The sequence below is a fragment of the Klebsiella sp. CTHL.F3a genome, from assembly GCF_019890895.1.
Taxonomy (GTDB): Bacteria; Pseudomonadota; Gammaproteobacteria; order Enterobacterales; family Enterobacteriaceae; genus Klebsiella; species Klebsiella grimontii.
Genome location: NZ_CP082360.1, coordinates 1,907,969 through 1,933,463, shown reverse-complemented (window position 1 = coordinate 1,933,463; position 25,495 = coordinate 1,907,969). Strand labels below are relative to the sequence as shown.

At 59.2% G+C, this 25,495-nt stretch carries 21 protein-coding genes; 10 read left to right on the top strand and 11 right to left on the bottom strand.

The window, feature by feature from the left end; translation table 11 throughout:
- Positions 1-11 precede the first annotated feature (11 nt).
- A complete protein-coding gene (locus tag K7H21_RS09170; RefSeq protein WP_004122605.1) occupies positions 12-467 on the top strand; it encodes an Lrp/AsnC family transcriptional regulator in 456 nt (151 codons plus the stop codon).
- On the opposite strand, the gene K7H21_RS09165 is transcribed toward K7H21_RS09170, so the two are convergent.
- From K7H21_RS09165 to K7H21_RS09150, 4 genes are all read right to left on the bottom strand, one after another.
- Positions 468-1,193, bottom strand: a complete 726-nt coding sequence (locus K7H21_RS09165) for an ABC transporter permease (protein ID WP_004122607.1) — start codon at positions 1,191-1,193, stop codon at positions 468-470.
- A complete protein-coding gene (locus tag K7H21_RS09160) occupies positions 1,190-1,882 on the bottom strand; it encodes an ABC transporter permease (RefSeq protein ID WP_024359158.1) in 693 nt (230 codons plus the stop codon). The genes K7H21_RS09165 and K7H21_RS09160 overlap by 4 nt, the downstream gene beginning before the upstream one ends.
- Before the next feature lie 64 nt (positions 1,883-1,946).
- Entirely contained in the window at positions 1,947-2,720 is a 774-nt protein-coding gene (locus tag K7H21_RS09155) for an ABC transporter substrate-binding protein (protein ID WP_004122619.1), read from the bottom strand.
- A 27-nt stretch (positions 2,721-2,747) separates the two neighbouring features.
- Entirely contained in the window at positions 2,748-3,509 is a 762-nt protein-coding gene (locus K7H21_RS09150; protein WP_004122631.1) for a dimethylarginine dimethylaminohydrolase family protein, read from the bottom strand.
- Between the two features lie 383 nt (positions 3,510-3,892).
- On the opposite strand from K7H21_RS09150, the gene K7H21_RS09145 reads away from it, so the two are divergent.
- The 9 genes from K7H21_RS09145 (at position 3,893) to yegS (ending at position 18,522) form a co-directional block, all read left to right on the top strand.
- Complete coding sequence (locus K7H21_RS09145) at positions 3,893-5,137, top strand: MdtA/MuxA family multidrug efflux RND transporter periplasmic adaptor subunit (protein ID WP_087829102.1); 1,245 nt, start codon at positions 3,893-3,895, stop codon at positions 5,135-5,137.
- Positions 5,137-8,259 carry an MdtB/MuxB family multidrug efflux RND transporter permease subunit gene (locus K7H21_RS09140; protein WP_004122635.1) on the top strand — a complete coding sequence of 1,041 codons (3,123 nt, stop codon included), beginning with the start codon at positions 5,137-5,139 and terminating at the stop codon, positions 8,257-8,259. The genes K7H21_RS09145 and K7H21_RS09140 overlap by 1 nt, the downstream gene beginning before the upstream one ends.
- The gene (gene mdtC / locus K7H21_RS09135; protein WP_004122637.1) at positions 8,260-11,337 is read left to right on the top strand and encodes a multidrug efflux RND transporter permease subunit MdtC; all 3,078 of its coding nucleotides are present in this window, start codon (positions 8,260-8,262) and stop codon (positions 11,335-11,337) included.
- A gap of 1 nt (position 11,338) precedes the next feature.
- Positions 11,339-12,754 (top strand): MFS transporter, encoded by a 1,416-nt coding sequence (gene mdtD / locus K7H21_RS09130; protein ID WP_049114085.1) that lies wholly within the window; start codon positions 11,339-11,341, stop codon positions 12,752-12,754.
- Positions 12,751-14,286 (top strand): envelope stress sensor histidine kinase BaeS, encoded by a 1,536-nt coding sequence (gene baeS, locus K7H21_RS09125; protein ID WP_049114083.1) that lies wholly within the window; start codon positions 12,751-12,753, stop codon positions 14,284-14,286. The genes mdtD and baeS overlap by 4 nt, the downstream gene beginning before the upstream one ends.
- Complete coding sequence (gene baeR, locus K7H21_RS09120; RefSeq protein WP_049114081.1) at positions 14,283-15,005, top strand: envelope stress response regulator BaeR; 723 nt, start codon at positions 14,283-14,285, stop codon at positions 15,003-15,005. Before baeS ends, baeR begins: the two co-directional genes overlap by 4 nt.
- A gap of 179 nt (positions 15,006-15,184) precedes the next feature.
- Entirely contained in the window at positions 15,185-15,904 is a 720-nt protein-coding gene (locus K7H21_RS09115; RefSeq protein ID WP_049114079.1) for a hypothetical protein, read from the top strand.
- A gap of 119 nt (positions 15,905-16,023) precedes the next feature.
- Positions 16,024-17,385 carry a prephenate-dependent tRNA uridine(34) hydroxylase TrhP gene (trhP, locus tag K7H21_RS09110; RefSeq protein WP_004122648.1) on the top strand — a complete coding sequence of 454 codons (1,362 nt, stop codon included), beginning with the start codon at positions 16,024-16,026 and terminating at the stop codon, positions 17,383-17,385.
- Positions 17,386-17,628: 243 nt separating this feature from the next.
- Positions 17,629-18,522: a lipid kinase YegS gene (gene yegS / locus K7H21_RS09105; RefSeq protein WP_004122651.1), complete on the top strand. Its 894-nt coding sequence runs from the start codon at positions 17,629-17,631 to the stop codon at positions 18,520-18,522.
- Here the strand turns inward: yegS and K7H21_RS09100 are convergent, their stop codons facing one another.
- From K7H21_RS09100 to K7H21_RS09070, 7 genes are all read right to left on the bottom strand, one after another.
- Positions 18,523-18,993, bottom strand: a complete 471-nt coding sequence (locus tag K7H21_RS09100; protein ID WP_004122654.1) for a hypothetical protein — start codon at positions 18,991-18,993, stop codon at positions 18,523-18,525. It lies immediately after the preceding gene.
- The gene (locus tag K7H21_RS09095) at positions 18,980-19,786 is read right to left on the bottom strand and encodes a winged helix-turn-helix domain-containing protein (protein WP_004122656.1); all 807 of its coding nucleotides are present in this window, start codon (positions 19,784-19,786) and stop codon (positions 18,980-18,982) included. The genes K7H21_RS09100 and K7H21_RS09095 overlap by 14 nt, the downstream gene beginning before the upstream one ends.
- A 415-nt stretch (positions 19,787-20,201) precedes the next feature.
- A complete protein-coding gene (locus K7H21_RS09090; RefSeq protein ID WP_004122658.1) occupies positions 20,202-20,975 on the bottom strand; it encodes an ABC transporter ATP-binding protein in 774 nt (257 codons plus the stop codon).
- A gap of 10 nt (positions 20,976-20,985) precedes the next feature.
- A complete protein-coding gene (locus K7H21_RS09085) occupies positions 20,986-21,849 on the bottom strand; it encodes an ABC transporter ATP-binding protein (RefSeq protein ID WP_087829178.1) in 864 nt (287 codons plus the stop codon).
- Positions 21,821-22,726 (bottom strand): ABC transporter permease, encoded by a 906-nt coding sequence (locus tag K7H21_RS09080; protein ID WP_142446778.1) that lies wholly within the window; start codon positions 22,724-22,726, stop codon positions 21,821-21,823. The genes K7H21_RS09085 and K7H21_RS09080 overlap by 29 nt, the downstream gene beginning before the upstream one ends.
- Positions 22,723-23,760, bottom strand: coding sequence for an ABC transporter permease (locus K7H21_RS09075; RefSeq protein ID WP_087829105.1), 1,038 nt, complete (start codon positions 23,758-23,760; stop codon positions 22,723-22,725). The genes K7H21_RS09080 and K7H21_RS09075 overlap by 4 nt, the downstream gene beginning before the upstream one ends.
- Positions 23,757-25,379 (bottom strand): ABC transporter substrate-binding protein, encoded by a 1,623-nt coding sequence (locus K7H21_RS09070; protein ID WP_223035721.1) that lies wholly within the window; start codon positions 25,377-25,379, stop codon positions 23,757-23,759. Before K7H21_RS09070 ends, K7H21_RS09075 begins: the two co-directional genes overlap by 4 nt.
- Positions 25,380-25,495: the final 116 nt, after the last annotated feature.

Below are 25,495 nucleotides of genomic sequence, written 5' to 3'. Positions count from 1 at the left end.
ACGTCCTGGTTGTGGAAAAGAAAATCCGGCTTGACCGTATCGATCACAAGATCCTTGAAATCCTGCGCCGGGATGGCCGCATTTCTTATCAAAAGCTCTCGGAGCAGGTAAACCTTACCGCCCGTCCGTGCCTGGAACGGGTGCGCAGCCTTGAGCGCGACGGCATTATTCGCGGCTACAGCGCCATTGTAGAACTGCCCGAGCCGGAGCACGCGTTTGTGGTGCAGGCGCAAATCGCGCTGGCCGACCACGGGCGATCGCAGCCGGTGTTTGAACAGGAGATGCGCCAGACGCCCGAAGTGCTGGACTGCTGGCTGGTCAGCGGCAGCTTCGACTTTCTGGTGCGTATCGGCTGTCGCAGCATGGCGCACTACTGCCAGCTGGCGGATAGCTGGCTGACCAGTAAAAAGTTTCACGTTGATAAAATCGTCACCCTCACCGAACTGCAGGCCATTAAGCGATCCTGACTAGCCGCGACGGATAAACGCCAGCCAGCGCCGCTCGGCGCGCGCGAAGGTGAAAATCAGCAAAAAGGTGCAGAGCAGATACAGCGCCGCGGCCATCAGAAACGGAATAAACGGCGAATAGGTCATGGCGTAGAACGCGCGGGCCACGCCGGTAATATCCAGCAGGGTCACGGTGCTGGCCAGCGACGTGGCGTGCAGCAAAAAGACCATTTCATTATTCAGCGCCGGGATCCCGCGCCTCAAGGTCGCGGGCAGAACCAGACGGCGAATAATCTGCCATTTCCCCATCCCGTAGGCTTCTCCGGCGACCCACTCCTGGCGCGGGAAAGTCACCATCATCCCCGCCAGCAGCTCCGCGACGTACGCGGCAGTGTTGAGCACCAGCGCCAGGGTGGCGCAGAAGGTCGCATCGCGAAACAGCAGCCAGAACGGCTGGTCGTTCATCCAGCCCGTCTGTACGATATCGAACTGCGACAGGCCGTAGTAAATCAGCATCAGTTGGAGATAGAGCGGCGTGCTGCGAAAAAAATATGTAAACGCGCGAATGGGTAGCGCCAGCCCGCGCGGGCCGTACACCTGCCCCACCGCCATCGCTATCGCCAGCGCCATCCCGGGAACGATGGAGAGTAAAAACAGCTCCGCCGTGACCGCCAGTCCGCTGGCGGCGCCGTTGCCGTCGCTCCACAAAAAGCTCGGGATCGCATCGATAAAGGTTTGCAGATTCATAAGGCCGCCCCCGCCGTGGAAGAGCGCAGCGCGTAACGCTTCGCCAGGCGGCTGAACAGCCAACTGGAGAGCGCGGTAATCACCATGTAAATCAGCGAGACCAGAAAGTAGAAGAGGAACGGCTTTTGCGTGGCGCGCCCGGCCTGTTCGGCCAGCCAGACCATATCCTCAAGGCCGAGGATCGACACCAGCGCCGACGCTTTCATCAGCCCCAGCCAGTTGTTGTTGATGCCCGGGATCGCGAAGCTCAGCATCTGTGGCAGCATCACCCGGCGGAACACCGTCCAGGGTCGCATCCCGTAGGCCTGCGCGGCTTCGGTTTGCCCGCTATCGACAGTCAGAAACGCGCCGCGAAAAGTCTCGGTGTAATAGGCGCCGAAAACAAAACCAATCGCCAGCACGCCGGAGATAAAAGTATTGAAGCGTACCGGCCCCAGCCCCACCAGACCCAGCAGCAGGTTAACCAGCATCTCGCCGCCGAAAAACAGCAGCAGCATAATTACCAGCTCCGGGATCCCGCGTACCAGCGTAGTGTAGGCGGTGGAAAACAGGCGCAGCCACGGCGGGCCGAAGAGCTTAATCAGCGAGTTAATCAGCCCCAGCAGCAGAGCGACCAGTAATGAAGAGAGCATCACGCACAGCGAAAGCGCCGCGCCGCGTAACAACAGGGGTAAATAGTCTGCGACCATATTCAGCCTTCCGCGGAGGTCGTAAAGGGGCGCAGGCCAGCGCCCACGCCCGTACCTTTACGACTTATTTGCCATAAATATCAAAGCTAAAGTATTTTTTCTGAATGGCGTCATAGGTTCCGTCGGCGCGGATTGCCTTAATGGCCCCGTTCAGCGCATCGCGCAGCGCCGGATTGTCCTTATTGACCGCAATCCCGACGTCGGAGGAGATCCCGCCATCCTGGATAACCGGGCCGGCAAAGGCGAATTTCTGCCCGCGCGGCGTATCGATAAAGCCGGTCGCCGCCTGGATATTATCCTGCAACGCGGCGTCGATGCGCCCGGAGAGCAGGTCGAGATAGACATTATCCTGGTTAGCGTAACCGACAATTTTCACGCCGTGGTTGGCCCAGTTGGCCTTCGCAAACGCTTCATGGGTGGAGCCCGTCTGGACGCCGACGGTTTTGCCTTTCAGGCTGGCGGCATCCGGCAGTAGCGGGCTGCCTTTGCGCGCCACCAGCTGCGCCGCGCTGCGGTAGTAGCGGTCGGTGAAATCCACTTCCTTTTTACGTTCATCGGTAATATTGAGCGAGGCGATAATGGCATCGAACTTATGCGCGTTGAGGGCGGCGATCATGCTCTCAAAGGGCTGCTTCACGAAAACGCATTTGGCTTTTAGCTGGGTGCACAGCGCGTTAGCGATATCAATATCAAAGCCGGTGATTTCGCCGCTGGGCGCCAGCACGTCAAAAGGCGGATAGCCGCCATCGACGCCAAAGCTGATGGTGTCAAACTGCTGGGCGGCCAGCGGCGCGCTCAGCGCCATACAGGCCAATAATGCGGCAAGGCGTATTTTCATTTTGATTCCCCGGTGTTGGCGCGATGATTAAAAACGCAGTGAGAGGCAGGTCAGGCCGCCATCCATTTTCTTAAATTCGCTGGTGTCGAGCTGCACGATAGGCATTCCCAGCTTGCTGATTTCACCGAGGGTATGGGGATAGCCCTGCGGCGTAATTAAGGTATCGTTAATCCACAGCGTATTTCCGGCGTAGGCCTCCTCTTCCGGGATGACGATGCTGTTGAACCCGCTAAACGCCGGATGGTTAACGTAGCCTTCCGTCAGCAGCAGCGTATTGCGGCCAACGTAGTTGACGATTGATTTCAGATGCAGACCGGCGCTGACTTCGATCGCCGCGACCTGATAGCCGTGCGGCTCAACGGCGGCGGCAAACTCGCGGATCCCCTGCTCATCGGTGCGCGCCGTCAGGCCGATAAAAAACTGTTTGTCCACCAGCAGCACGTCGCCGCCGTCCATATGCCCGCGCTCGCTCATCCGCACCAGCGGACGGAAACCCGCCAGCACCGGCGCAATAGTATCGACTTCGCCCTGACGGCTCGGCGCGCCCGGATGGGTAATCACCGCCAGTTCCGGCATGACCACGGCGGTATCTTCAACAAAGTGCGCATCAGGATAATCCGCCGCCGGGGGCAGGACCGTGACCTTCAGGCCAAGCTGCAGTAGAGTTTCCACATAGGCGAGAAACTGGTGGCTGGTCGTGGCGATATCCGGCGCGCCCAGCTGGGCGGTAGTTTGTCCCGCGCCGCAGGTGGCGGCCGGTAGGCGGGCGATAGCCTGGGTAAAATGCATAAAGAACCCTCTGGTATTGGTCGCATTGTTAAGGCAAAACGGTGAGTGAATTTGATTATTAATCAGATGCCGCCGCCAATCAGGCTGAATCACTTCCCCGGGCCGCTTATTCACGCTGTATATCAGTTCAGGTTCGACGTATTCCGCTGTTGGCACCCTGAAAGCGCCGAATGAGGGTAATAAGTATCCCTGTTCGCCAGGCCGGCAGCGGAAAATGACTAAGCATAAATTGCGCGTAAATATTCACCGTAAAGGGCTCAGCGAAAAGCCTTTTTTACAGACATATCTGGACAGTCTTTTCATAATTCCTCCATTTTTAAGCGGCGTTCGCTGGCTAAACTAGTATCATTCCGTGAAACGTTTCAGGATGAGATCGCAAATTAATGAAAGGTAGCAATAAAAGCCGTTGGGCAGCCGTGCTGGTGGTGGCAATCATCGCGGGTGCCGCGTACTGGTTTTGGCAGGGTCGCGAAGCGGCAAGCACGCCGTCGGCAACGTCGGCAGGTCCGGGGCCCGGCGGCGGGCGTCCTGGCCGTTTTGGCGCCGCCCTCGCGCCGGTGCAGGCGGCAACCGCCACCAGCGAAGCGGTGCCCCGCTATCTTTCTGGTCTCGGTACGGTAACGGCGGCGAATACCGTCACCGTTCGCAGCCGCGTCGACGGTCAGCTTCTGGCCATCCATTTTACCGAGGGCCAGCAGGTTAAAGCGGGCGATCTGCTCGCGGAAATCGACCCCAGCCAGTTTAAAGTCGCCCTCGCCCAGGCCGAAGGCCAGCTGGCGAAAGATCGGGCTACCCTGGCCAATGCCCGCCGCGATCTGGCGCGCTACCAGCAGCTGGTGAAAACCAATCTGGTTTCCCGTCAGGAGCTGGATACCCAGCAGTCGCTGGTCAGCGAAACCCAGGGCACGATCAAAGCGGACGAAGCCGCCGTCGCCAGCGCCCAGCTGCAGCTGAACTGGAGCCGCATCACCGCGCCGATCGACGGCCGGGTCGGCTTAAAGCAGGTGGATATCGGCAACCAAATCTCCAGCGGCGATACCACCGGGATCGTGGTGCTGACGCAAACCCACCCGATCGACGTCGTGTTTACGCTGCCGGAAAACCAAATCGCCACGGTGGTACAGGCGCAAAAAGCGGGGAAAAAGCTGGTCGTCGAAGCCTGGGACCGCACCAATAAACAGAAAATCAGCGAAGGCTCACTGCTGAGCCTCGATAATCAGATTGACGTCACCACCGGCACCATCAAGCTGAAAGCGCGCTTCACTAACCAGGACGATGCCCTGTTCCCGAATCAGTTCGTCAACGCCAGGATGCTGGTCGATACCGAGCAGAACGCGGTGGTGATCCCAACCGCCGCGCTGCAAATGGGTAACGAAGGTCATTTTGTCTGGGTTCTGAACGATGAGAACAAAGTCAGCAAGCACACCGTCACGCCGGGTATTCAGGACAGCCTGAAAGTGGTGATTAACGCCGGGCTTTCCGCCGGCGATCGCGTGGTGACCGACGGTATCGACCGTCTGACCGAAGGCGCGAAGGTTGAAGTGGTGGAAGCCCAGGATGCGGCTACCGCCGCCGAGCCGGCGAAAGCCACCAGCCGCGAATACGGTAAAAAAGGAGCGCGCTCCTGATGCAAGTGTTACCGCCGAGCAGTACGGGCGGCCCATCCCGTCTGTTTATCATGCGCCCGGTCGCCACCACGCTGTTAATGGTGGCCATTATGCTGGCCGGGATTATCGGCTATCGTTTCCTACCGGTTTCGGCGCTGCCGGAAGTGGACTACCCAACGATTCAGGTGGTGACCCTCTATCCCGGCGCCAGCCCGGACGTGATGACCTCGTCGGTGACCGCCCCGCTGGAGCGGCAGTTTGGCCAGATGTCCGGCCTTAAGCAGATGTCTTCCCAGAGCTCCGGCGGCGCGTCGGTGGTCACGCTCCAGTTCCAGCTCACGCTACCGCTGGACGTCGCTGAGCAGGAAGTGCAGGCGGCCATCAACGCCGCCACCAACCTGCTGCCTTCGGATCTGCCTAACCCGCCGGTCTACAGCAAAGTGAACCCCGCCGATCCGCCGATTATGACCCTCGCGGTCACCTCTTCCGCCGTGCCGATGACCCAGGTCGAAGATATGGTCGAGACCCGCGTGGCGCAGAAAATCTCCCAGGTTTCCGGCGTCGGGCTGGTGACTCTGGCGGGCGGGCAGCGCCCGGCGGTACGCGTCAAGCTCAACGCCCAGGCGATCGCCGCCCTCGGCTTGACCAGCGAAACGGTGCGCACCGCGATTACCAGCGCTAACGTCAATTCGGCGAAGGGTAGCCTCGACGGCCCGTCGCGGGCGGTCACCCTCTCCGCCAACGATCAGATGCAGTCGGCGGAGGATTACCGCCGCCTGATTATCGCGTACCAGAACGGCGCGCCGATTCGCCTCGGCGACGTCGCCACCGTGGAGCAGGGCGCGGAAAACAGCTGGCTCGGGGCATGGGCCAACAATCAGCGGGCGATCGTCATGAACGTCCAGCGCCAGCCGGGGGCGAATATTATCTCGACCGCCGACAGCATCCGCCAGATGCTGCCGCAGCTCACCGAAAGCCTGCCGAAATCGGTTAAAGTGCAGGTGCTTTCCGACCGCACCACCAATATCCGCGCGTCGGTCAGCGATACCCAGTTTGAACTCATGCTGGCCATCGCCCTGGTGGTGATGATTATTTACGTCTTTCTGCGCAACGTCCCGGCGACAATTATTCCCGGCATCGCCGTGCCGCTATCGCTGGTCGGCACTTTCGCGGTAATGGTGTTTCTCGATTTCTCGATTAACAACCTGACGCTGATGGCCCTGACCATCGCCACCGGCTTTGTGGTCGATGACGCCATCGTGGTGATTGAAAACATCTCCCGCTATATCGAGAAAGGCGAAAAGCCGCTGGCCGCCGCCCTGAAAGGGGCCGGGGAGATCGGCTTTACCATTATCTCCCTGACTTTCTCGCTGATTGCGGTGCTGATCCCGCTGCTGTTTATGGGCGATATCGTGGGTCGTCTGTTCCGCGAATTCGCCATCACCCTGGCGGTGGCGATTCTGATTTCCGCGGTGGTGTCGCTGACCCTGACGCCGATGATGTGCGCCCGCATGCTCAGCCATGAATCGCTGCGCAAGCAGAATCGCTTCTCGCGCGCCAGCGAACGCTTTTTTGAGCGGGTGATCGCCGTCTATGGCCGCTGGCTGAGCCGGGTGCTGAATCATCCGTGGCTGACCCTGAGCGTGGCCCTCAGCACCCTGGCGCTGTCAATTATACTGTGGGTATTTATTCCGAAAGGCTTCTTCCCGATTCAGGACAACGGCATTATCCAGGGCACGCTACAGGCGCCGCAGTCCGCGTCGTTCGCCAATATGGCCGAGCGCCAGCAGCAGGTGTCAGCGGCGATACTTCAAGATCCGGCGGTGGAAAGCCTGACCTCCTACGTCGGCGTCGACGGCACCAACCCGGCGCTGAACAGCGCCCGCCTGCAGATTAACCTCAAGCCGCTCGATGAACGCGACGATCGGGTACAGACGGTGATTGGCCGTCTGCAGAACGCGGTGAGCGGCATCCCCGGCGTCGAGCTCTATCTCCAGCCGACCCAGGATCTGACCATTGACACCACCGTCAGCCGCACCCAGTACCAGTTCACCCTGCAGGCGAACTCGCTGGACGCGCTCAGCAACTGGGTCCCGCAGCTGCTGGCCCGGCTGCAGGCGCTGCCGCAGCTCTCCGACGTCAGCAGCGACTGGCAGGATAAGGGCCTGGCGGCGTATATCAACGTTGATCGCGACAGCGCCAGCCGTCTCGGCATCAGCATGGCGGACGTCGATAACGCCCTGTATAACGCCTTTGGGCAGCGTCTGATTTCCACCATCTATACCCAGGCGAACCAGTACCGCGTAGTGCTGGAGCATGATACCCAGGCCACGCCGGGGCTGGCGGCGCTGGACAATATCCGCCTCACCAGCAGCGACGGCGGGATCGTGCCGCTCACCACGATCGCCAAAGTCGAACAGCGTTTTGCTCCGCTATCGATTAACCACCTCGATCAGTTCCCGGTCACCACCATTTCGTTTAACGTCCCGGACAACTATTCGCTGGGCGATGCGGTCGAGGCGATTCTTAGCGCCGAGCAGGCGCTGGAATTCCCGAGCGATATCCGCACCCAGTTCCAGGGCAGCTCGCTGGCCTTCCAGTCGGCGCTCGGCAGTACCGTCTGGCTGGTGGTCGCCGCGGTGGTGGCGATGTATATCGTCCTCGGCGTGCTGTATGAGAGCTTTATTCATCCGATCACCATTCTCTCCACCCTGCCGACGGCGGGCGTCGGCGCGCTGCTGGCGCTATGGCTGGCCGGGAGCGAGCTGGACGTTATCGCCATTATCGGCATCATCCTGCTGATCGGCATCGTCAAGAAAAACGCCATCATGATGATCGACTTCGCGCTGGCCGCCGAACGCGAACAGGGTATGCCGCCGCGCGAGGCGATTTATCAGGCCTGTCTGCTGCGTTTTCGCCCGATCCTGATGACCACCCTCGCCGCCCTGCTCGGCGCGCTGCCGCTGATGCTCAGTACCGGCGTCGGCGCGGAGCTGCGGCGACCGCTGGGGATTGGCATGGTCGGCGGCCTGATGCTCAGCCAGGTGCTGACGCTGTTCACCACGCCGGTTATCTATCTGCTGTTCGACCGCCTGTCGCTGTATATGAAGAGCCGCTTCCCGCGGCGTGAGGAGGAGGCGTAAGTGAAGTTTTTCGCCCTCTTCATTTATCGTCCGGTGGCGACGATTCTGCTTTCGCTCGCCATTACGCTGTGCGGCATCCTCGGCTTCCGCCTGCTGCCGGTGGCGCCGCTGCCGCAGGTGGATTTCCCGGTGATCATGATCAGCGCCTCGCTGCCCGGCGCGTCGCCGGAGACCATGGCCTCGTCGGTGGCGACCCCGCTGGAGCGCTCTTTGGGGCGGATTGCCGGGGTCAATGAGATGACCTCCTCCAGCTCGCTCGGCAGTACGCGAATCATTCTCGAGTTCAACTTTGACCGCGACATCAACGGCGCGGCCCGTGACGTGCAGGCGGCGATTAACGCCGCGCAAAGCCTGCTGCCGAGCGGCATGCCGAGCCGTCCGACCTACCGCAAAGCCAACCCGTCCGACGCGCCGATCATGATCCTCACCCTCACCTCGGATACCTGGTCCCAGGGTGAGCTGTACGACTTCGCCTCTACCCAGCTGGCGCAGACCATTGCCCAGATTGACGGCGTCGGCGACGTTGACGTCGGCGGCAGTTCGCTGCCCGCGGTACGCGTCGACCTCAACCCGCAGGCGCTGTTTAACCAGGGCGTGTCGCTGGACGCGGTGCGAACCGCCATCAGCAACGCCAACGTGCGTAGACCGCAGGGGGCGCTGGAAGACGCAACCCACCGCTGGCAGGTCGCGACCAACGACGAGCTGAAGACCGCCGCCGAATACCAGCCGCTGATCGTGCACTACAATAACGGCGCGGCGGTGCGCCTCGCCGACGTCGCCAACGTCACCGACTCGGTGCAGGACGTGCGCAACGCCGGGATGACCAACGCCAAACCGGCGATTTTGCTGATGATCCGCAAGCTGCCGGAAGCCAATATCATTGAGACGGTGGACAGTATTCGCGCCCGCCTGCCGGAGCTGCAGCGCACCATCCCGGCCTCTGTCGATCTGCAAATCGCCCAGGACCGTTCGCCGACCATCCGCGCCTCGCTGGAGGAAGTCGAGCAAACGCTGGTGATTTCGGTGGCGCTGGTGATCCTCGTGGTCTTCCTGTTCCTGCGCTCGGGCCGCGCGACGCTGATCCCGGCGGTGGCCGTTCCGGTATCGCTGATCGGCACCTTCGCCGCCATGTACCTGTGCGGCTTCAGCCTCAATAACCTGTCGCTGATGGCGCTGACTATCGCCACCGGCTTCGTGGTCGATGACGCCATCGTGGTGCTGGAGAATATTTCCCGTCATCTCGAAGCCGGCATGAAGCCGCTGCAGGCCGCGCTGCAGGGGAGCCGGGAAGTCGGCTTTACCGTCCTGTCGATGAGCCTGTCGCTGGTGGCGGTGTTCCTGCCGCTGCTGCTGATGGGCGGCCTGCCGGGAAGGCTGCTGCGCGAGTTCGCCGTCACTCTGTCGGTGGCGATCGGCATCTCGCTGGCGGTCTCCCTGACCCTGACGCCGATGATGTGCGGCTGGCTGCTGAAAAGCGGCAAGCCCCACGAGCCGACGCGCAAGCGTGGTTTTGGCCGCCTGCTGGTGGCGATTCAGGGCGGTTACGGTAAGTCGCTGAAGTGGGTGCTGAAGCACAGCCGCTTAACCGGCCTGGTGCTGCTCGGCACCATCGCGCTAAGCGTCTGGCTCTATATCTCGATACCCAAAACCTTCTTCCCCGAGCAGGACACCGGGGTGCTGATGGGCGGTATCCAGGCGGACCAGAGCATCTCGTTCCAGGCGATGCGCGGCAAGCTGGAGGACTTTATGAAGATCATTCGTGAAGATCCGGCGGTAGACAACGTCACCGGTTTTACCGGCGGCTCGCGGGTCAACAGCGGGATGATGTTTATCACCCTGAAGCCGCGCGATGAGCGCCATGAGACGGCGCAACAGATTATCGATCGGCTGCGCAAAAAGCTGGCGAAGGAGCCGGGGGCCAACCTGTTCCTGATGGCGGTACAGGATATCCGCGTCGGCGGCCGTCAGGCCAACGCCAGCTACCAATATACGCTGCTGTCGGACGACCTCGCGGCGCTGCGGGAATGGGAGCCGAAAATCCGCAAAACGCTGGCGGCGCTGCCGGAGCTGGCGGACGTTAACTCCGACAGTCAGAATAACGGCGCGGAGATGGACCTGATCTACGATCGCGATACCATGTCCCGGCTCGGCATCAGCGTGCAGGACGCCAACAATCTGCTGAACAACGCCTTCGGCCAACGGCAGATCTCCACCATCTACCAGCCGCTGAACCAGTATAAAGTGGTGATGCAGGTCGACCCGGCCTACACCCAGGACGTCAGCGCCCTCGATAAGATGTTTGTGATCAACAGCGAAGACAAGCCGATTCCGCTTGCCTATTTCGCTAAATGGCAGCCGGCCAACGCGCCGCTGTCGGTGAACCACCAGGGGCTGTCGGCGGCATCGACCATCTCCTTTAACCTGCCTACCGGCAAGTCGCTGTCGGAAGCCAGCGATGCCATCAACCGGGCGATGACCCAGATTGGCGTGCCGTCCAGCGTCCGCGGGTCGTTCGCCGGGACCGCGCAGGTGTTTCAGCAAACCATGAACTCGCAGGTGATCCTGATACTGGCGGCCATCGCCACGGTCTATATTGTGCTGGGGATCCTCTATGAGAGCTACGTTCATCCGCTGACTATTCTGTCGACCATTCCGTCCGCCGGCGTCGGCGCGCTGCTGGCGCTGGAGCTTTTCGATGCCCCGTTCAGCCTAATCGCGCTTATCGGGATTATGCTATTAATTGGCATCGTGAAGAAAAACGCCATCATGATGGTCGATTTCGCCCTTGAGGCGCAACGCAACGGCAACCTGCCGCCGGAAGAGGCGATCTTCCAGGCCTGTCTGCTGCGCTTCCGGCCGATAATGATGACCACCCTGGCGGCGCTGTTCGGCGCGCTGCCGCTGGTGCTCTCCGGCGGCGACGGCTCCGAGCTGCGCCAGCCGCTGGGGATTACTATTGTCGGCGGTCTGGTGATGAGTCAGCTGTTGACCCTGTACACCACGCCGGTGGTCTATCTGTTCTTCGACCGTCTGCGGCTGCGTTTTTCGCGAAAAGTCCATCAACCGGTAAGCGAATAACATGATAGACCTCCCCTCCAGCGTGCGCTGGCAGCTATGGATAGTGGCCTTCGGCTTCTTTATGCAGGCGCTGGATACCACTATCGTTAACACCGCTCTCCCCTCGATGGCGAAAAGCCTCGGGGAGAGCCCGCTGCATATGCATATGGTTATCGTCTCCTATGTCCTGACGGTTGCGGTGATGCTGCCCGCCAGCGGTTGGCTGGCGGACCGCGTTGGGGTACGCAATATCTTTTTCTGCGCCATCGTGCTGTTTACCGCTGGCTCCCTGTTCTGCGCCCAGGCCGCCACCCTCGATGGGTTAATACTCGCCCGCGTGCTGCAGGGCGTCGGCGGCGCGATGATGGTTCCCGTGGGCCGCCTGACGGTGATGAAAATCGTCCCGCGCAGCCAATATATGGCGGCGATGACCTTCGTCACCCTACCCGGCCAGGTGGGCCCGCTGCTCGGCCCGGCTCTCGGCGGAATGCTGGTGGAGTACGCCTCGTGGCACTGGATCTTTCTGATCAACATTCCGGTCGGCATTGTCGGCGCCATCGCCACGTTGTGCCTGATGCCCAACTACACCCTGCAAACCCGCCGCTTCGATCTCTTCGGCTTTGTTTTGCTGGCCGCCGGTATGGCGACGCTGACCCTGGCGCTGGACGGCAGCAAAGGGCTCGGGATCTCACCCCTGTGGCTGGCGGGGCTGGTGGCGGTCGGCGTGGCGTCCATTCTCTACTATTTGTGGCACGCGCGCGGCAACCGCAATGCGCTGTTTAGCCTTAAGCTATTCAACAACCGCACCTTTTCGCTCGGCCTTGGCGGCAGCTTCGCCGGGCGTATCGGCAGCGGTATGCTGCCGTTTATGACCCCGGTGTTTTTACAGATCGGCCTCGGCTTCACGCCGTTCCACGCCGGTCTGATGATGATCCCGATGGTGCTCGGCAGCATGGGGATGAAGCGCATCGTAGTCCAGGTGGTCAACCGCTTCGGCTACCGTCGGGTGCTGGTGGCCTCGACTATCGGCCTCGCGCTGGTCAGTCTGCTGTTTATGGCCGTCGCCCTCGCGGGCTGGTACTGGCTGCTGCCGGTGGTGCTGTTTATGCAGGGGATGATCAACGCCAGCCGCTTTTCTTCTATGAATACGCTGACCCTGAAAGACCTGCCTGACGATCTGGCCAGCAGCGGCAACAGCCTGCTGTCGATGGTCATGCAACTGTCGATGAGTATCGGCGTGACCGTCGCCGGCATGCTGCTGGGTCTCTATGGCCAACAGCATATCAGCGCCGATGCGGCGACCACGCACCAGGTTTTTCTCTATACCTACTTAAGCATGGCGGTGGTTATCGCGCTGCCCGCGCTGATTTTTGCCCGCGTACCGGACGATACCACGGTCAATACCGTGATTCGTCGCCGTAAAAGGAGTGAGTCTTGAAGTTCTGGCGTCCCGGCATTACCGGCAAGCTGTTTATCGCGATTCTTACCACCTGCATCGTGCTGTTGATCAGCATGCACTGGGCGGTGCGCATCAGCTTTGAACGCGGATTTATCGACTATATCAAGCGCGGCAATGAACAGCGGCTGACGATGCTCGGCGATGCCCTGAGCGAGCAGTATGCCCAGCACGGCAGCTGGACGTTCCTGCGCAACAACGACCGTTTTATTTTTCAGTTGCTGAGAACCTTTGAACGCGACAACGACGACCGCTCGCCGCCGGGCCGCGGCATAGGTCATGGACCGAGGGATGAGCCGCACGGTGACACCGGCCCCGAAGAGATGCCGCCGGGTGCCGCGCCGGACCGGCCGCTCGACGGTCCACGCGGCGATCGTGGCGATCGCGGTCCCGGCCCCGATATGCCTCCCCACGGCTGGCGTACCATGTTCTGGGTGGTCGATCAAAAAGGGCGCGTACTGGTGGGTCCGCGCGAGCGCGTGCCGCAGGACGGGACCCGGCGCAGTATTATGGTCGACGGCGTTGAGGTTGGCGCGGTTATCGCCTCGCCGGTTGAACGCCTGACACGCAACACCGATATCAACTTCGACCGCCAGCAGAAGCGCACCAGCTGGCTGATTGTCGCCCTCGCCACGTTGCTGGCGGCGTTGGCCACTTTCCCGCTGGCGCGCGGCCTGCTCGCGCCGGTCAAACGGCTGGTTGAGGGGACGCACCGTCTGGCGGCCGGGGATTTCTCCACTCGCGTTGCCGCCACCAGCAGCGATGAGCTGGGGCGTCTGGCCAAAGATTTTAACCAGTTAGCCAGCACCCTTGAGCGCAACCAGCAGATGCGCCGGGACCTGATGGCCGATATCTCCCACGAGCTGCGCACGCCGCTGGCGGTGCTGCGCGGCGAGCTGGAGGCGATTCAGGATGGGATCAGGAAATTCACCCCGGATTCCATCGCCTCCCTGCAGGCGGAGGTCGCCACCCTCACCAAACTGGTCGATGATTTGCACCAGCTGTCGATGTCCGATGAAGGCGCCCTCTCCTACCAGAAAAGCGAGGTGGATATCATCAACCTGCTGGAGGTCGCCGCCGGCGCGTTTCGCGAACGCTTCGCCAGCCGCGGGCTGTCGATCGGCGTTTCGCTGCCGGAAAGCGCGACGGTTTTCGGCGACCGGGATCGCCTGATGCAGCTTTTTAATAACCTGCTGGAAAACAGCCTGCGCTATACCGATAGCGGCGGCGGCCTGCAGATTAGCGCCAGCCAGAGCGGCGATAGGCTGATTCTCGATTTCGCCGATAGCGCCCCCGGCGTCACCGATGAACAGCTGGAGCGGCTGGTTGAGCGTTTTTACCGTACTGAAGGGTCACGCAATCGTGCCAGCGGCGGCTCTGGTTTAGGGCTGGCGATTTGCCTTAACATCGTCGCGGCCCACGGCGGCACTTTGCGTGCCGGCCATTCGCCTTTGGGCGGGGTTAGCATTAAAGTAGAACTACCTCTGGAACGTAATTTATCGAGAGACGTATGACTGAATTACCTGTTGATGAAAACACGCCACGCATTCTTATCGTGGAAGATGAGCCCAAGCTGGGTCAGCTGCTGATCGATTATCTTCAGGCGGCGGGCTATGCGCCGACGCTGATTAATCACGGCGATCGGGTTCTCCCGTACGTTCGCCAGACGCCGCCGCATCTGATCCTGCTGGATCTGATGCTGCCCGGCACCGACGGCCTGACCCTGTGTCGGGAAATCCGCCGTTTTTCTGAGGTTCCGGTGGTGATGGTGACCGCCAAAATCGAAGAGATCGACCGCCTGCTGGGGTTAGAGATCGGCGCTGATGATTATATCTGTAAGCCCTACAGCCCACGCGAGGTGGTGGCCAGGGTCAAGACCATTCTTCGCCGCTGCAAACCGCAGCGCGATCTGCAGGCGCTGGATGCGGAAAGCCCGCTGATTGTTGACGAGGGGCGCTTCCAGGCCTCCTGGCGCGATAAGCTGCTGGACCTCACCCCCGCCGAGTTCCGCCTGCTGAAAACCCTCTCCCAGGAGCCGGGTAAAGTTTTCTCGCGCGAACAGTTGCTGAATCATCTGTACGATGATTACCGCGTGGTCACCGACCGAACGATCGACAGCCATATCAAGAACCTGCGGCGTAAGCTGGAGTCGCTGGACGCCGATCAGTCGTTTATCCGCGCGGTGTACGGCGTTGGATACCGCTGGGAAGCCGACGTCTGCCGGCTGGCATAATTGGCCATCTGCCCCATATTTTCCCCGGCTTGCGCTGCGCATAGCCGGGCTACAGACTCACTTCAGTCCGGCCTGGCGGCTAAGCCATAATCTAAGAATACCCTCGCTGATAAGAAATGGCCTGACAGTATGTTATATTGCGCATGGATATTTTCTTATACGTTGGATGGTATAAAAGAATGATAATAAAAGGAAAAATAGGACTTTCCTGTACTCTTCTTCTGCTCTGCGCCGTTGCCAGAGCAGAAATCACCGAGCAGCAGATCGAGGCCGACTGCGCAAAAATCCCGGTCTGGGCCAGCCAGGGCGAGCAGTACTATAAAGCCAAAAACTACTCTAAAGCGCGCAACGCTTTCGAGCAGCAGGCTGCGTGGAGCGAAAGCTGTGCCCTTGATGACAGCGCCATCGCCACGGCCTACAACAATGTGGCGCTGACCTGGATACGCGAAGGCCAATGGCGTAAAGCCCGCGCCTGGCTGATGATAAGGCCGAACGACAGCAAGTCAGTTTACAATCTGGGGCTTATCAAAGATAAGCTGGCCGCCATGCCGCAGCCTGTTTCAGCAGCGGGAGAGTACTGGCGCTATGCCGGGCGCGCCTCCTGGAACGTCCTTACCTTGAAGCCTTTACCACAATCATCACAGTATTACGTTGATTTTCAAGGCTATTATTTCGGTCTAATGGGAATGTATGCCGGCCCCAACATGGGGGAATTCTCTGAAACGGTTACGCTTAACAACAACCACGCCGTCGTAGCGCTTCGCGAAGGGGATGTTATTCACTGTAATATCTCACTGGCGTTTTCTTCGCAGGCTATCGACGCCAGTACCGATACCCCTGCGGACTGTGGTTTTGGTATGAACGTCAGGGCCGACGGGCGCTATCTGCGCGTTGATTAAACCGGACGGTTTACTCCCCTCTCCCGCAGCGCTACAATGCCCGCCCTTAATGTGGGGGCACTCCCCAACTCGCCGCACCGGGTGCGGCGAATCTGACCTGTCATCAGAACGAGAAAATCATGTTTAAACCGGAACTCCTTTCCCCGGCGGGAACGCTGAAAAATATGCGTTACGCTTTCGCTTATGGCGCAGACGCCGTCTATGCGGGCCAACCGCGCTACTCGCTGCGCGTGCGTAATAACGAATTCAATCACGAAAATCTGCAGCTCGGCATCAACGAAGCCCACGCGTTGGGTAAAAAGTTCTATGTGGTGGTCAATATCGCACCGCATAACGCCAAGCTGAAAACGTTTATTCGCGATCTGAAGCCGGTAGTGGAAATGGGGCCCGATGCGCTGATCATGTCCGATCCGGGGTTAATCATGCTGGTGCGCGAGAATTTTCCCGACATGGATATTCACCTCTCGGTACAGGCTAACGCCGTCAACTGGGCAACGGTCAAGTTCTGGCAGCAAATGGGGCTGACCCGCGTTATTCTCTCCCGCGAGCTGTCGCTGGATGAGATCGCCGAAATTCGTAGCCAGGTGCCGGAGATGGAAATCGAAATTTTCGTTCACGGCGCGCTGTGCATGGCCTACTCCGGCCGCTGCCTGCTCTCGGGCTATATCAACAAACGCGACCCAAACCAGGGGACCTGCACCAACGCCTGCCGCTGGGAGTATAACGTCCAGGAGGGCAAAGAAGACGACGTCGGCAATATCGTTCACAAGCACGAGCCGATCCCGGTGCAGAACGTCGAGCCGACGCTGGGCATCGGCGCGCCCACGGACCAGGTGTTTATGATTGAAGAAGCCAAGCGCCCGGGCGAGTACATGACCGCTTTCGAAGACGAACACGGCACCTACATCATGAACTCGAAAGATCTGCGCGCGATTGCCCACGTTGAGCGCCTGACTCAGATGGGCGTCCACTCGCTGAAAATCGAAGGCCGCACCAAATCACATTACTATTGCGCCCGTACCGCTCAGGTCTACCGCAAGGCCATTGACGACGCTGCCGCTGGCAAACCGTTCGACACCTCCCTGCTGGATACCCTGGAAAACCTCGCCCACCGTGGCTATACCGAAGGCTTTCTGCGCCGCCATACCCACGACGACTACCAGAACTACGAGCACGGCTACTCCGTATCCGAACGCCAGCAGTTTGTCGGCGAATTTACCGGCGAGCGCAAAGGCCAGCTGGCCGCGGTGGCGGTGAAAAACAAATTTTCCGTCGGCGACAGCCTTGAGCTGATGACCCCGCAGGGCAACGTCAACTTTACCCTTGAGCATATGGAAAACGGCAAAGGCGAAATCATGCCGGTCGCGCCGGGCGATGGCCACACGGTATGGCTGCCTGTTCCGGAAGATATGGCGCTGCAGTATGCGCTGCTAATGCGCAATTTTGCGGGCCAGACGACCAGAAACCCGCACGGTAACTAGTTAATCAGGGTTATTTTTTCACGATGTAAAGATATTAGAAACGGATCACATACCGTTTCGTTCAAAGCAGATATCATCCATTTCGCTGAAAAACATAACCCATAAATGCTAGCTGTACCAGGAACCACCTCCTTAGCCTGCGTAATCTCCCTTACGCGGGCTTATTTTTTATCTCCCCCCCGTCCTTCCCTTTCTTCATGCGGTACACTTTATGCATTACTGAGCAACAAAGGTCCCCTGATAATGTCCACGTTTCCAGCCAGCTTACTGATTCTGAATGGCAAAGGCGCCAATGAACCGTCGCTACGAGAGGCGGTTAAACTGTTACGCGACGAAGGAATCGATATTCATGTCCGCGTGACCTGGGAAAAAGGCGATGCCGCTCGGTTTATCGATGAGGCCCTGAAGCTGAATGTCGAAACGGTGATTGCCGGCGGCGGCGATGGCACCATCAACGAGGTGGCGACGGCGCTAGTTGAGCGCGATGGCGATATGGCGCTGGGAATTTTACCGCTGGGCACGGCGAACGATTTCGCTACCAGCGTCGGTATCCCCCAGGATCTGGCCAGCGCCTTGAAGCTGGCCATCGTTGGCCGCGACGTGGCGATAGATATTGCGCGGGTTAATGATAAGACCGGTTTTATTAATATGGCCACCGGCGGCTTTGGTACCCGAATCACGACCGAAACCCCGGAGAAACTCAAGGCCGCGCTCGGCGGCGTCTCTTATTTAATCCACGGCCTGATGCGCATGGATACGCTTAAGCCGGACCGCTGCGAAATCCGCGGCGAGAACTTTCACTGGCACGGCGACGCGCTGGTCATCGGTATCGGCAACGGACGCCAGGCCGGAGGCGGCCAGCAGCTGTGCCCGGAAGCGTTAATTAACGACGGTCTGCTGCACCTGCGCATCTTCACCGGCGAAGAGCTGATCCCCACGCTGTTCAGCACCCTCGCCAATCCGGAAAACTCACCGAATATTATCGACGGCGTCTCATCGTGGTTTGAGATAACCGCTCCCCACGAGATGACGTTTAACCTCGACGGCGAACCGCTAACCGGCAAAACCTTCCGGATGGAGCTCTTACCGGCCGCGCTGCGCTGCCGACTGCCGCCCGACTGCCCATTGTTACGCTAATCAAGCCTCGCAAAGTAAAGACGGCGCCCGGCTGGTATACAGCAGCCGGGTACGCTCGTTAAGCCGCTGGATGTTCAGGTAAAACGGCACCTGCGGCTGCAGGAAAAACGAGGGCAGGATGCGCTTTATGTGCTCCTCCTGCTCGGTCTCGCCGATGCTGGCCGAGACGGTTTCCGAACGCAGGAAGTAGTGCTGGCCGTCGCGGGTAAAGCTAAACCAGATGTTCTGATTAATGGTAAACGACTCGCCCTGCGGCGGCGTAATTTCCCCGCGAACAATCACCAGCCCGCGGCTGCTATCAAATACGTAGCGTAACGAAATATCGCCCTGGTAACCCGCGTTAAATAACCGCAGCTCCCCGCTACACTGAAAATGGTTGCGCTGCCAGTATTGCCACGATTTTATTGCCACCCCAGTTAATATGCCGATAAATACGATAGTGATTAACCAGTTAATTTCACGCCGGCGCATTGACTACCTCCTTAATGTAATATTTGGTGAGGCATTGATTATCACGCCATTGACTAAATTTTTGCTGACAGCTAATCACCGAAACGCGGGCTTCCCCAGGATAAAGCGTCAAATAAATCCACGAATATTTTTCGCAATCAAATTTGCTACGATTGATAAAAGTCGTATGCCGAACGTGATCTACCACATCGTCATTGGCAAAAAAATGACATTGTTGCGAAAATTTAGCATTAATGGGCACATAAGTTTGCAAATAAGAGTCGAATTCTGTGTGCCACGCAACAAAACCGCCCACCAGACAGCTCAGCAGTGCCGCAAGCCCCCACAGAAGAGAGCTTCGCGGCCTTAACCGCTTTTTTCCAGGCACACTCGCAGCAGCGACCTCCTTATGTACAGGCTCGTCAACATGCGAGCATTGTTCCTCCGCGACCGGCGTCTTTATCGCCTCATCCGGCTGAAATTCCGCCATCGTTAATGTCGCTTCGAGCCTGACCCCCACTCTCGGTACCGTTATAATAATATCTTCCTCGACGCCCAGTTCCTTAAATGCGCGGCGCAGCAGAGAAATATTCTGGTAGAAACCGTTGCTGGTCACCTGAGCACCATGCTTTATCCACACTTCCTCAAAGAAGGTTTCACGGGCTACGGTTTTGCCATCCTGCTGAATAAGCAGCAACAGGCAGCGGCTGGCCGGCATATTTAATGATACCGCTTTCGTCTCGTCAGCAATGAGTATTAAAACACTACGTTGCGGAGTAAATTCCACTATTCCATTAATCGTATATTTTTCCATCCTGTTCCCTGAGCGTGGTAATCATGTGGATAAGCGACATGGATACCGTATATTAAATACGATAATCCTCCATGACGGAGATGACAGTTTAAGATTTTTCGCAAGCGAGTTTACTCTATTACTCAGCGGAACTGGAGGCACAATGCGCAGTTTTTCCTTGCTATTAACAAGGTTTAAGTGAATTTACAGAATGGATGATTTTTTACTTTAAACAGAAAATGGTCGTTTATGTCATTAAAAACCATAAATATAAATTATAGTTCCACATAATTTCATTTACACGAAAGATATTATCATTTTAGATCTAAACACCACTTTTACATTAATATACGATATTTATAACTATAAATACATATAGCTTCAATGTTTTATCTAAAAAATGGCGCATACCCCGGTAGAGAATGCGCCATGTTGCCTAGTACATAGACACCGCCCGCGCCATTTCGCGCGTATATTGCTGGCTTGCGTTAACCAGCATCTGCGTATAGGCCGTTTGCGCTTCGCCGTTGACCAGCGCGTCCACCGTCAGAGTTTCGAGGATCTTGCCATACTGCATCACCGCCACTTTCTGGCATAAGTGGGCAATAACCCCGAGATCGTGGGTGACCATCAGGTAAGTGAGCTTAGCCTCCTGCTGCAGCTCCGCCAGCAGGTTGAGGATCTCGGCCTGCACCGACACATCCAGCGCCGATGTCGGCTCATCCAACAGCAGCACCTGCGGCTCAAGGATCAGCGCTCTGGCAATTGCCACGCGCTGCCGCTGGCCGCCGGAGAGCTGGTGCGGATAGCGTTCGCGAAAGGCGCGATTGAGGCCCACTTTGTCCAGCAGCATATTCATCCGCCGGTCGCGATCGCGAATGCGATGAATCTGTAGCGGCTCCTCGAGGATGTCGCCAATGGTGTGACGGGGATGCAGCGAACCGTACGGATCCTGAAAAACCATCTGCACCTGTCGGCAGCGCTCGCGGTTAATCTCATGGCCTAAACGCTGACCATCGATTGCCAGCTCCCCCTGCCAGTGGGTAAACAGCCCGGCCAGACACTTCAGCACCGTGGTTTTACCGGAGCCGGACTCGCCCACCAGACCGTAAATCTCGCCGGGCCTGACGTGGAAATTAACGTCGTACAGCACCTGATTGCGCTTCTCCCCTTCGCCGAACGCGAGGTTGAGATGTTTCACTTCAATCATTATCCGCTCCTTATTCCGCTAACCAACTGGCCTGGCGCTGCAGGACCGGCAGAACCGGACGACGCTGCCGAATATCCGGCAGCGAGTTAATCAGCCCCTGCGTATAGGGATGGCGGGCGTTATCGAGATCGCCGGCGGCGATGGACTCCACCACCCGTCCGGCGTACATCACCAGCACGCGGTCGCAGAAGCTGCGCACCAGGTTGATATCGTGGCTGATAAAAATCAGCCCCAGCCCGCGCGACTGAACCAGGTCATCCAACAGGCCCAGCACCTGCAGGCGCACTGACACGTCCAGCGCGGAAGTGGGTTCATCGGCGATCACCAGCTCTGGGTCGGTAATCAGCATCATGGCAATCATGATGCGCTGCCCCTGTCCGCCGGATATTTCATGGGGATAAAGCTGATAAACGCGCTCCGGCTGGCGAATACGCACCACCTCCAGCATCTCCAGCGCCTTTGTTTTGGCCTCATCTTTACGCCCCGGATGATGGGTAAGCCAGGCCTCGGCGATTTGCTTACCCACGCAGACTACCGGATTGAGCGAATATTTCGGGTCCTGCATAATCATCGAGATACGTTTACCGCGTACGTCGCGCATCTGCGCTTCGCTGAGATGCCGCAGGTCGAGGTCGGCAAACTGCATCCGGGCGGCGGTGACGCGGGCTTTTTTCGGATGCAGCTGCAGCAGCGCGCGCCCAACGGTGGACTTACCCGAACCGGACTCGCCGACAATCGCCAGCTTTTCACGCCCCAGCTGGAAGGAGACGCCGCGCACGGCATGGGTCACCGCGCTGCCGTTAACAAAGTCGACGCACAGATCGCGTACGTCGAGCAGCGGAGCATTACTCGCTGCGAGGATCGAGGATGTCACGTAGGCCATCTCCTAAAAAGTTGAACGCTAAGCTGTTGATCAGAATCGCCAGCCCCGGAATCGTAACCACCCACCAGCACTCCATCATGTAAGTGCGCCCGCTGGAGATCATCGCCCCCCACTCCGGCTCCGGCGGCTGCGCGCCGAGGCCGAGAAAGCCCAGACCGGCCGCTGTCAGAATGATCCCCGCCATATTCATGGTGATGCGGATAATCACCGACGGCAGACACAGCGGCACGATATGCCGCCAGAGGACGCGGGCCGATGACGCGCCCTGCAGACGTACGGCGGAGATAAAATCAGCCTGGCGCAGAGAGAGGGTTTCGGCGCGCGCCAGGCGAGCAATCGGCGGCCAGGCGGTAAGCGTGATGGCGATAACCACGTGCTCCAGCCCCGGGCCTAAGGCGGCGACGAATGCCAGCGCCAGAACCAGACTCGGAAAGGAGATGAAAATATCGGTGACGCGCATCAGCACCATATCGACTTTGCCGCCGAAATAGCCGGCGCTGACGCCGAGCAGCAGCCCGAGCGGACCGACGGTCACCGAGACCAGCAGCACGATGTAAAGGGTAATGCGCGAGCCGTACACCAGACGGCTAAAGATATCCCGGCCAAACTCATCGGTGCCGAACCAGTGCTGCGCGTTCGGCGCGACCAGCGCGCTGTTGAGGTCCTGCACCAGCGGGTTGTAAGGCGCAATCAGCGGCGCGAAAATCGCCACCACCAGCAGCAGAAAGATAATTCCGCCGCCGATGGCCGTTAGCGGATTGCGCGACATTTTGCCAATAAACCCGGCCGCCCGCGACGCCGTGCGCCGCAGCCGCTGGCGGCCTTCGCCCGTGCCGCCGGAAAGCGGCGTATCCAGAGAAACGGTCATGATTTTGTCCTCGGGTCAAAGAATTGATACAGCATGTCGGAGAGCAGGTTGAGCATCACGAAGATCACCCCCACCAGCAGCACGCAGCCCATCACCGCGTTCATATCGCCCAGCAGCAGGCTGCCGGTGAGATAGGAGCCAAAGCCCGGCCAGGAGAAGACGGTTTCAATCAGTACCGCGCCTTCCAGCAGCGCGCCGTAGGCCAGCGCCACCACCGTCAGCAGCTGTACGAGGATATTGCGAAACGCATGGTTCCAGATGACCTGACGCTCGGTCAGCCCTTTCACCCGCGCGGTAATAATGAACTCCTGCGACAGCTGGGCCAGCATAAAGCTGCGGGTCATTCGGCTGATGTAGGCCAGCGAGTGAAAGCCGAGCAGCGAGGCGGGGAGTATCAGGTGGTTAATGGCGTTCCAGAACACCTGCCCGTTGCCCGCCAGCAGCGCATCGACGGTCATCAGACCGGTACGCCGTGGCACAATACCGTCCAGCCCGAGGTCTACCCGACCGGCGCCGCCCACCCAGCCAAGCCAGGCGTAGAACAGCAACAGCCCCATCATCCCCACCCAAAAGATCGGCGTTGAGTAGCCCGCCAGGCTGATAATGCGCACCACATAGTCGGATATACTGTTACGTCGCGCCGCCGCCAGCACGCCGAGCGGGATGCCCAGCCCGGCGCCGACGATAATCGCCATCGTCGCCAGCTCCATGGTGGCCGGGAACACGCGAATAATATCGTCCACCACCGGTTTCCCGGTCAGCAGCGCGTTGCCCAGATCGCCGTGCAGCAGGTTGACGAAATAGATCCCAAACTGGGTGGTCAGCGATTTATCAAACCCCAGCTGCTGGTAAACCTGCTGATAGGTACTCTGATCAGCGTCCGGGCCGACAATCGCCAGCACCGGGTCGATGGGCATAACGCGGCCAATGGTGAAGGTCAGCAGCAGCAGGCCGAACAGGGTAATGACCACCTGCAGCAGCCGTTTTGATAAGCGCCGGCCGCGTGAGCCGGGCGCAAGGATTGCGGTGCTCATCCTTTCTCTCCTTCGCGGGTTTTATAGACGTCACGCAGAAAAGTGGTGGCGGAGGGGTGCGGCTGATAATCCCGCACCTCGTTGCGCACCACCACCGAATCGACCATCTGCGAAAGCGGAATTAACGCTGGGATCAGCTGGTCGTAGCGCGTCTGAATGGCCTGGTAATCGGCGACCTGCTTTTGCGCATCGCGTTCCAGCAGGGCATGGTCAATCATCGAATTGAGCTGCGGGTCGTAAAAGCCGGTGCGCCAGCCCTGGAAGTTGGTCAGGCGCGCCTCATCGCTGTTATCCGGGTTATAGACCAGCGCGCGCAGGCTGGAGTGCGGGTGCGGCTCCATTCCGCTGCCGCCGCGTCCTACCAACAGGTCAAATTTACGCTCGCGCATCGCGCCGTAGATCTGGTTACCGGTGCCGGTGATAATTTTGGCGTTAATCCCCGCCTGCATCAGCGTCGACTGCACGGCGATAGCAATGTTCAGGAACGGCTGATCCGAGAGGACCCGCAGCGTGGTATCAAAGCCGTTGGGATAGCCCGCTTCCGCCAGCAGCTTTTTCGCCCGCGCCACGTCCAGCTTATAGCCCGGGTCGGGCAGCGTTGACGGCATGCCCGCCTTAATCGGCCGCTGGTGCAGCACCCCGTAGCCCGGCATCAGCGCTTTATTGATACCCTGGTAATCAATCAGATAGCGCACCGCTTCGCGCACTTTCGGGTTAGCGAAGTGCGCCTCTTTCATGCTCATCGCCACGTAGTACATGGTGCCGCGCTGCACCGCGTCGACGGTCAGCTGGGGGTCGCCGCGCAGGGCGTTGATGTCGGAAACCGCCATATTGTTGGCAATATCGAGGTCGCCTTTTTCGATCATCAGGCGCAGGGTTTGCGACTCCTGGAAATGGCGCAGCACCACGCGGCTCATTTTAGCCTCGCCGCGCCAGTAGTCAGGATTGCGTTTCATGCGCAGCACATCTTTAGCCTGCCAGGTTTCCAGCGTGAACGGCCCGGAGCCGGCTTCATGGGTGGTCAGCCAGCGGTTACCCCAGTCGTTATCCTGCTGGTGGCTTTGCACCGTTTTGCTGTCGAGCACTCCGAGGTTGCCCAGCGCCGCCAGCGAGTAGATCACCAGCTGCGGGTCGTTATCTTTCGGTAACACGATTTGTACCGTCACGTCGTCCGGGGCGCTCACCTGGTTATCAATATTTTTCTTACTGAAGCCGTAGGATTTCCACACCGAGGCCTGGGCGAGGTTGAGATGCAAAATACGCCGCATCGACCACACCACGTCAGCGGCGGTCAGCGGGTTGCCGGAATGAAACTTCACGTCGTCGCGCAAATGAAAGGTCAGCGTTTTGCCATCCGGGCTGATGTCCCAGGATTTCGCCAGCGCGGGCCTGATGTTGGTGAGCTGCTCAGGCTCAAGCTCCACCAGTGAGTCGTAGAGGTTAACCACGATCCCCACCACTTCGTTCCCGGTCATCGCCGCCGGGTCAAGGGTGAGCAGGTTATTCATATTCATGCCGATGATGAGCTGATCCGGCGGCGTTTTCGCCAACGCCGCCCCGCTCCCCATCGACACGGCGAGCGCGAGTAAGCACGCTGCCAGTCGGGAGGTTTTTTTCATATCTCTGTTTGCCTGTACTGTAGGGTACATGTTGCCGGATGACGGCATTTTCGCCTTATCCGGTCTACCGGGCCGCAGACCCGATAAGCGCAGCGCCATCGGGCATTTATTTTTTT

Coding starts and splice junctions, on each gene's coding strand:
- trhP (WP_004122648.1), top strand. CDS start 16,024: ATGTTTAAACCGGAACTCCTTTCCCCGGCGGGAACGCTGAAAAATATG.
- mdtD (WP_049114085.1), top strand. CDS start 11,339: ATGATAGACCTCCCCTCCAGCGTGCGCTGGCAGCTATGGATAGTGGCC.
- baeR (WP_049114081.1), top strand. CDS start 14,283: ATGACTGAATTACCTGTTGATGAAAACACGCCACGCATTCTTATCGTG.
- K7H21_RS09100 (WP_004122654.1), bottom strand. CDS start 18,993: ATGCGCCGGCGTGAAATTAACTGGTTAATCACTATCGTATTTATCGGC.
- K7H21_RS09075 (WP_087829105.1), bottom strand. CDS start 23,760: ATGAGCACCGCAATCCTTGCGCCCGGCTCACGCGGCCGGCGCTTATCA.
- K7H21_RS09165 (WP_004122607.1), bottom strand. CDS start 1,193: ATGAATCTGCAAACCTTTATCGATGCGATCCCGAGCTTTTTGTGGAGC.
- K7H21_RS09080 (WP_142446778.1), bottom strand. CDS start 22,726: ATGACCGTTTCTCTGGATACGCCGCTTTCCGGCGGCACGGGCGAAGGC.
- yegS (WP_004122651.1), top strand. CDS start 17,629: ATGTCCACGTTTCCAGCCAGCTTACTGATTCTGAATGGCAAAGGCGCC.
- K7H21_RS09150 (WP_004122631.1), bottom strand. CDS start 3,509: ATGCATTTTACCCAGGCTATCGCCCGCCTACCGGCCGCCACCTGCGGC.
- K7H21_RS09095 (WP_004122656.1), bottom strand. CDS start 19,786: ATGGAAAAATATACGATTAATGGAATAGTGGAATTTACTCCGCAACGT.
- K7H21_RS09140 (WP_004122635.1), top strand. CDS start 5,137: ATGCAAGTGTTACCGCCGAGCAGTACGGGCGGCCCATCCCGTCTGTTT.
- K7H21_RS09145 (WP_087829102.1), top strand. CDS start 3,893: ATGAAAGGTAGCAATAAAAGCCGTTGGGCAGCCGTGCTGGTGGTGGCA.
- K7H21_RS09090 (WP_004122658.1), bottom strand. CDS start 20,975: ATGATTGAAGTGAAACATCTCAACCTCGCGTTCGGCGAAGGGGAGAAG.
- K7H21_RS09070 (WP_223035721.1), bottom strand. CDS start 25,379: ATGAAAAAAACCTCCCGACTGGCAGCGTGCTTACTCGCGCTCGCCGTG.
- K7H21_RS09115 (WP_049114079.1), top strand. CDS start 15,185: ATGATAATAAAAGGAAAAATAGGACTTTCCTGTACTCTTCTTCTGCTC.
- K7H21_RS09155 (WP_004122619.1), bottom strand. CDS start 2,720: ATGAAAATACGCCTTGCCGCATTATTGGCCTGTATGGCGCTGAGCGCG.
- K7H21_RS09160 (WP_024359158.1), bottom strand. CDS start 1,882: ATGGTCGCAGACTATTTACCCCTGTTGTTACGCGGCGCGGCGCTTTCG.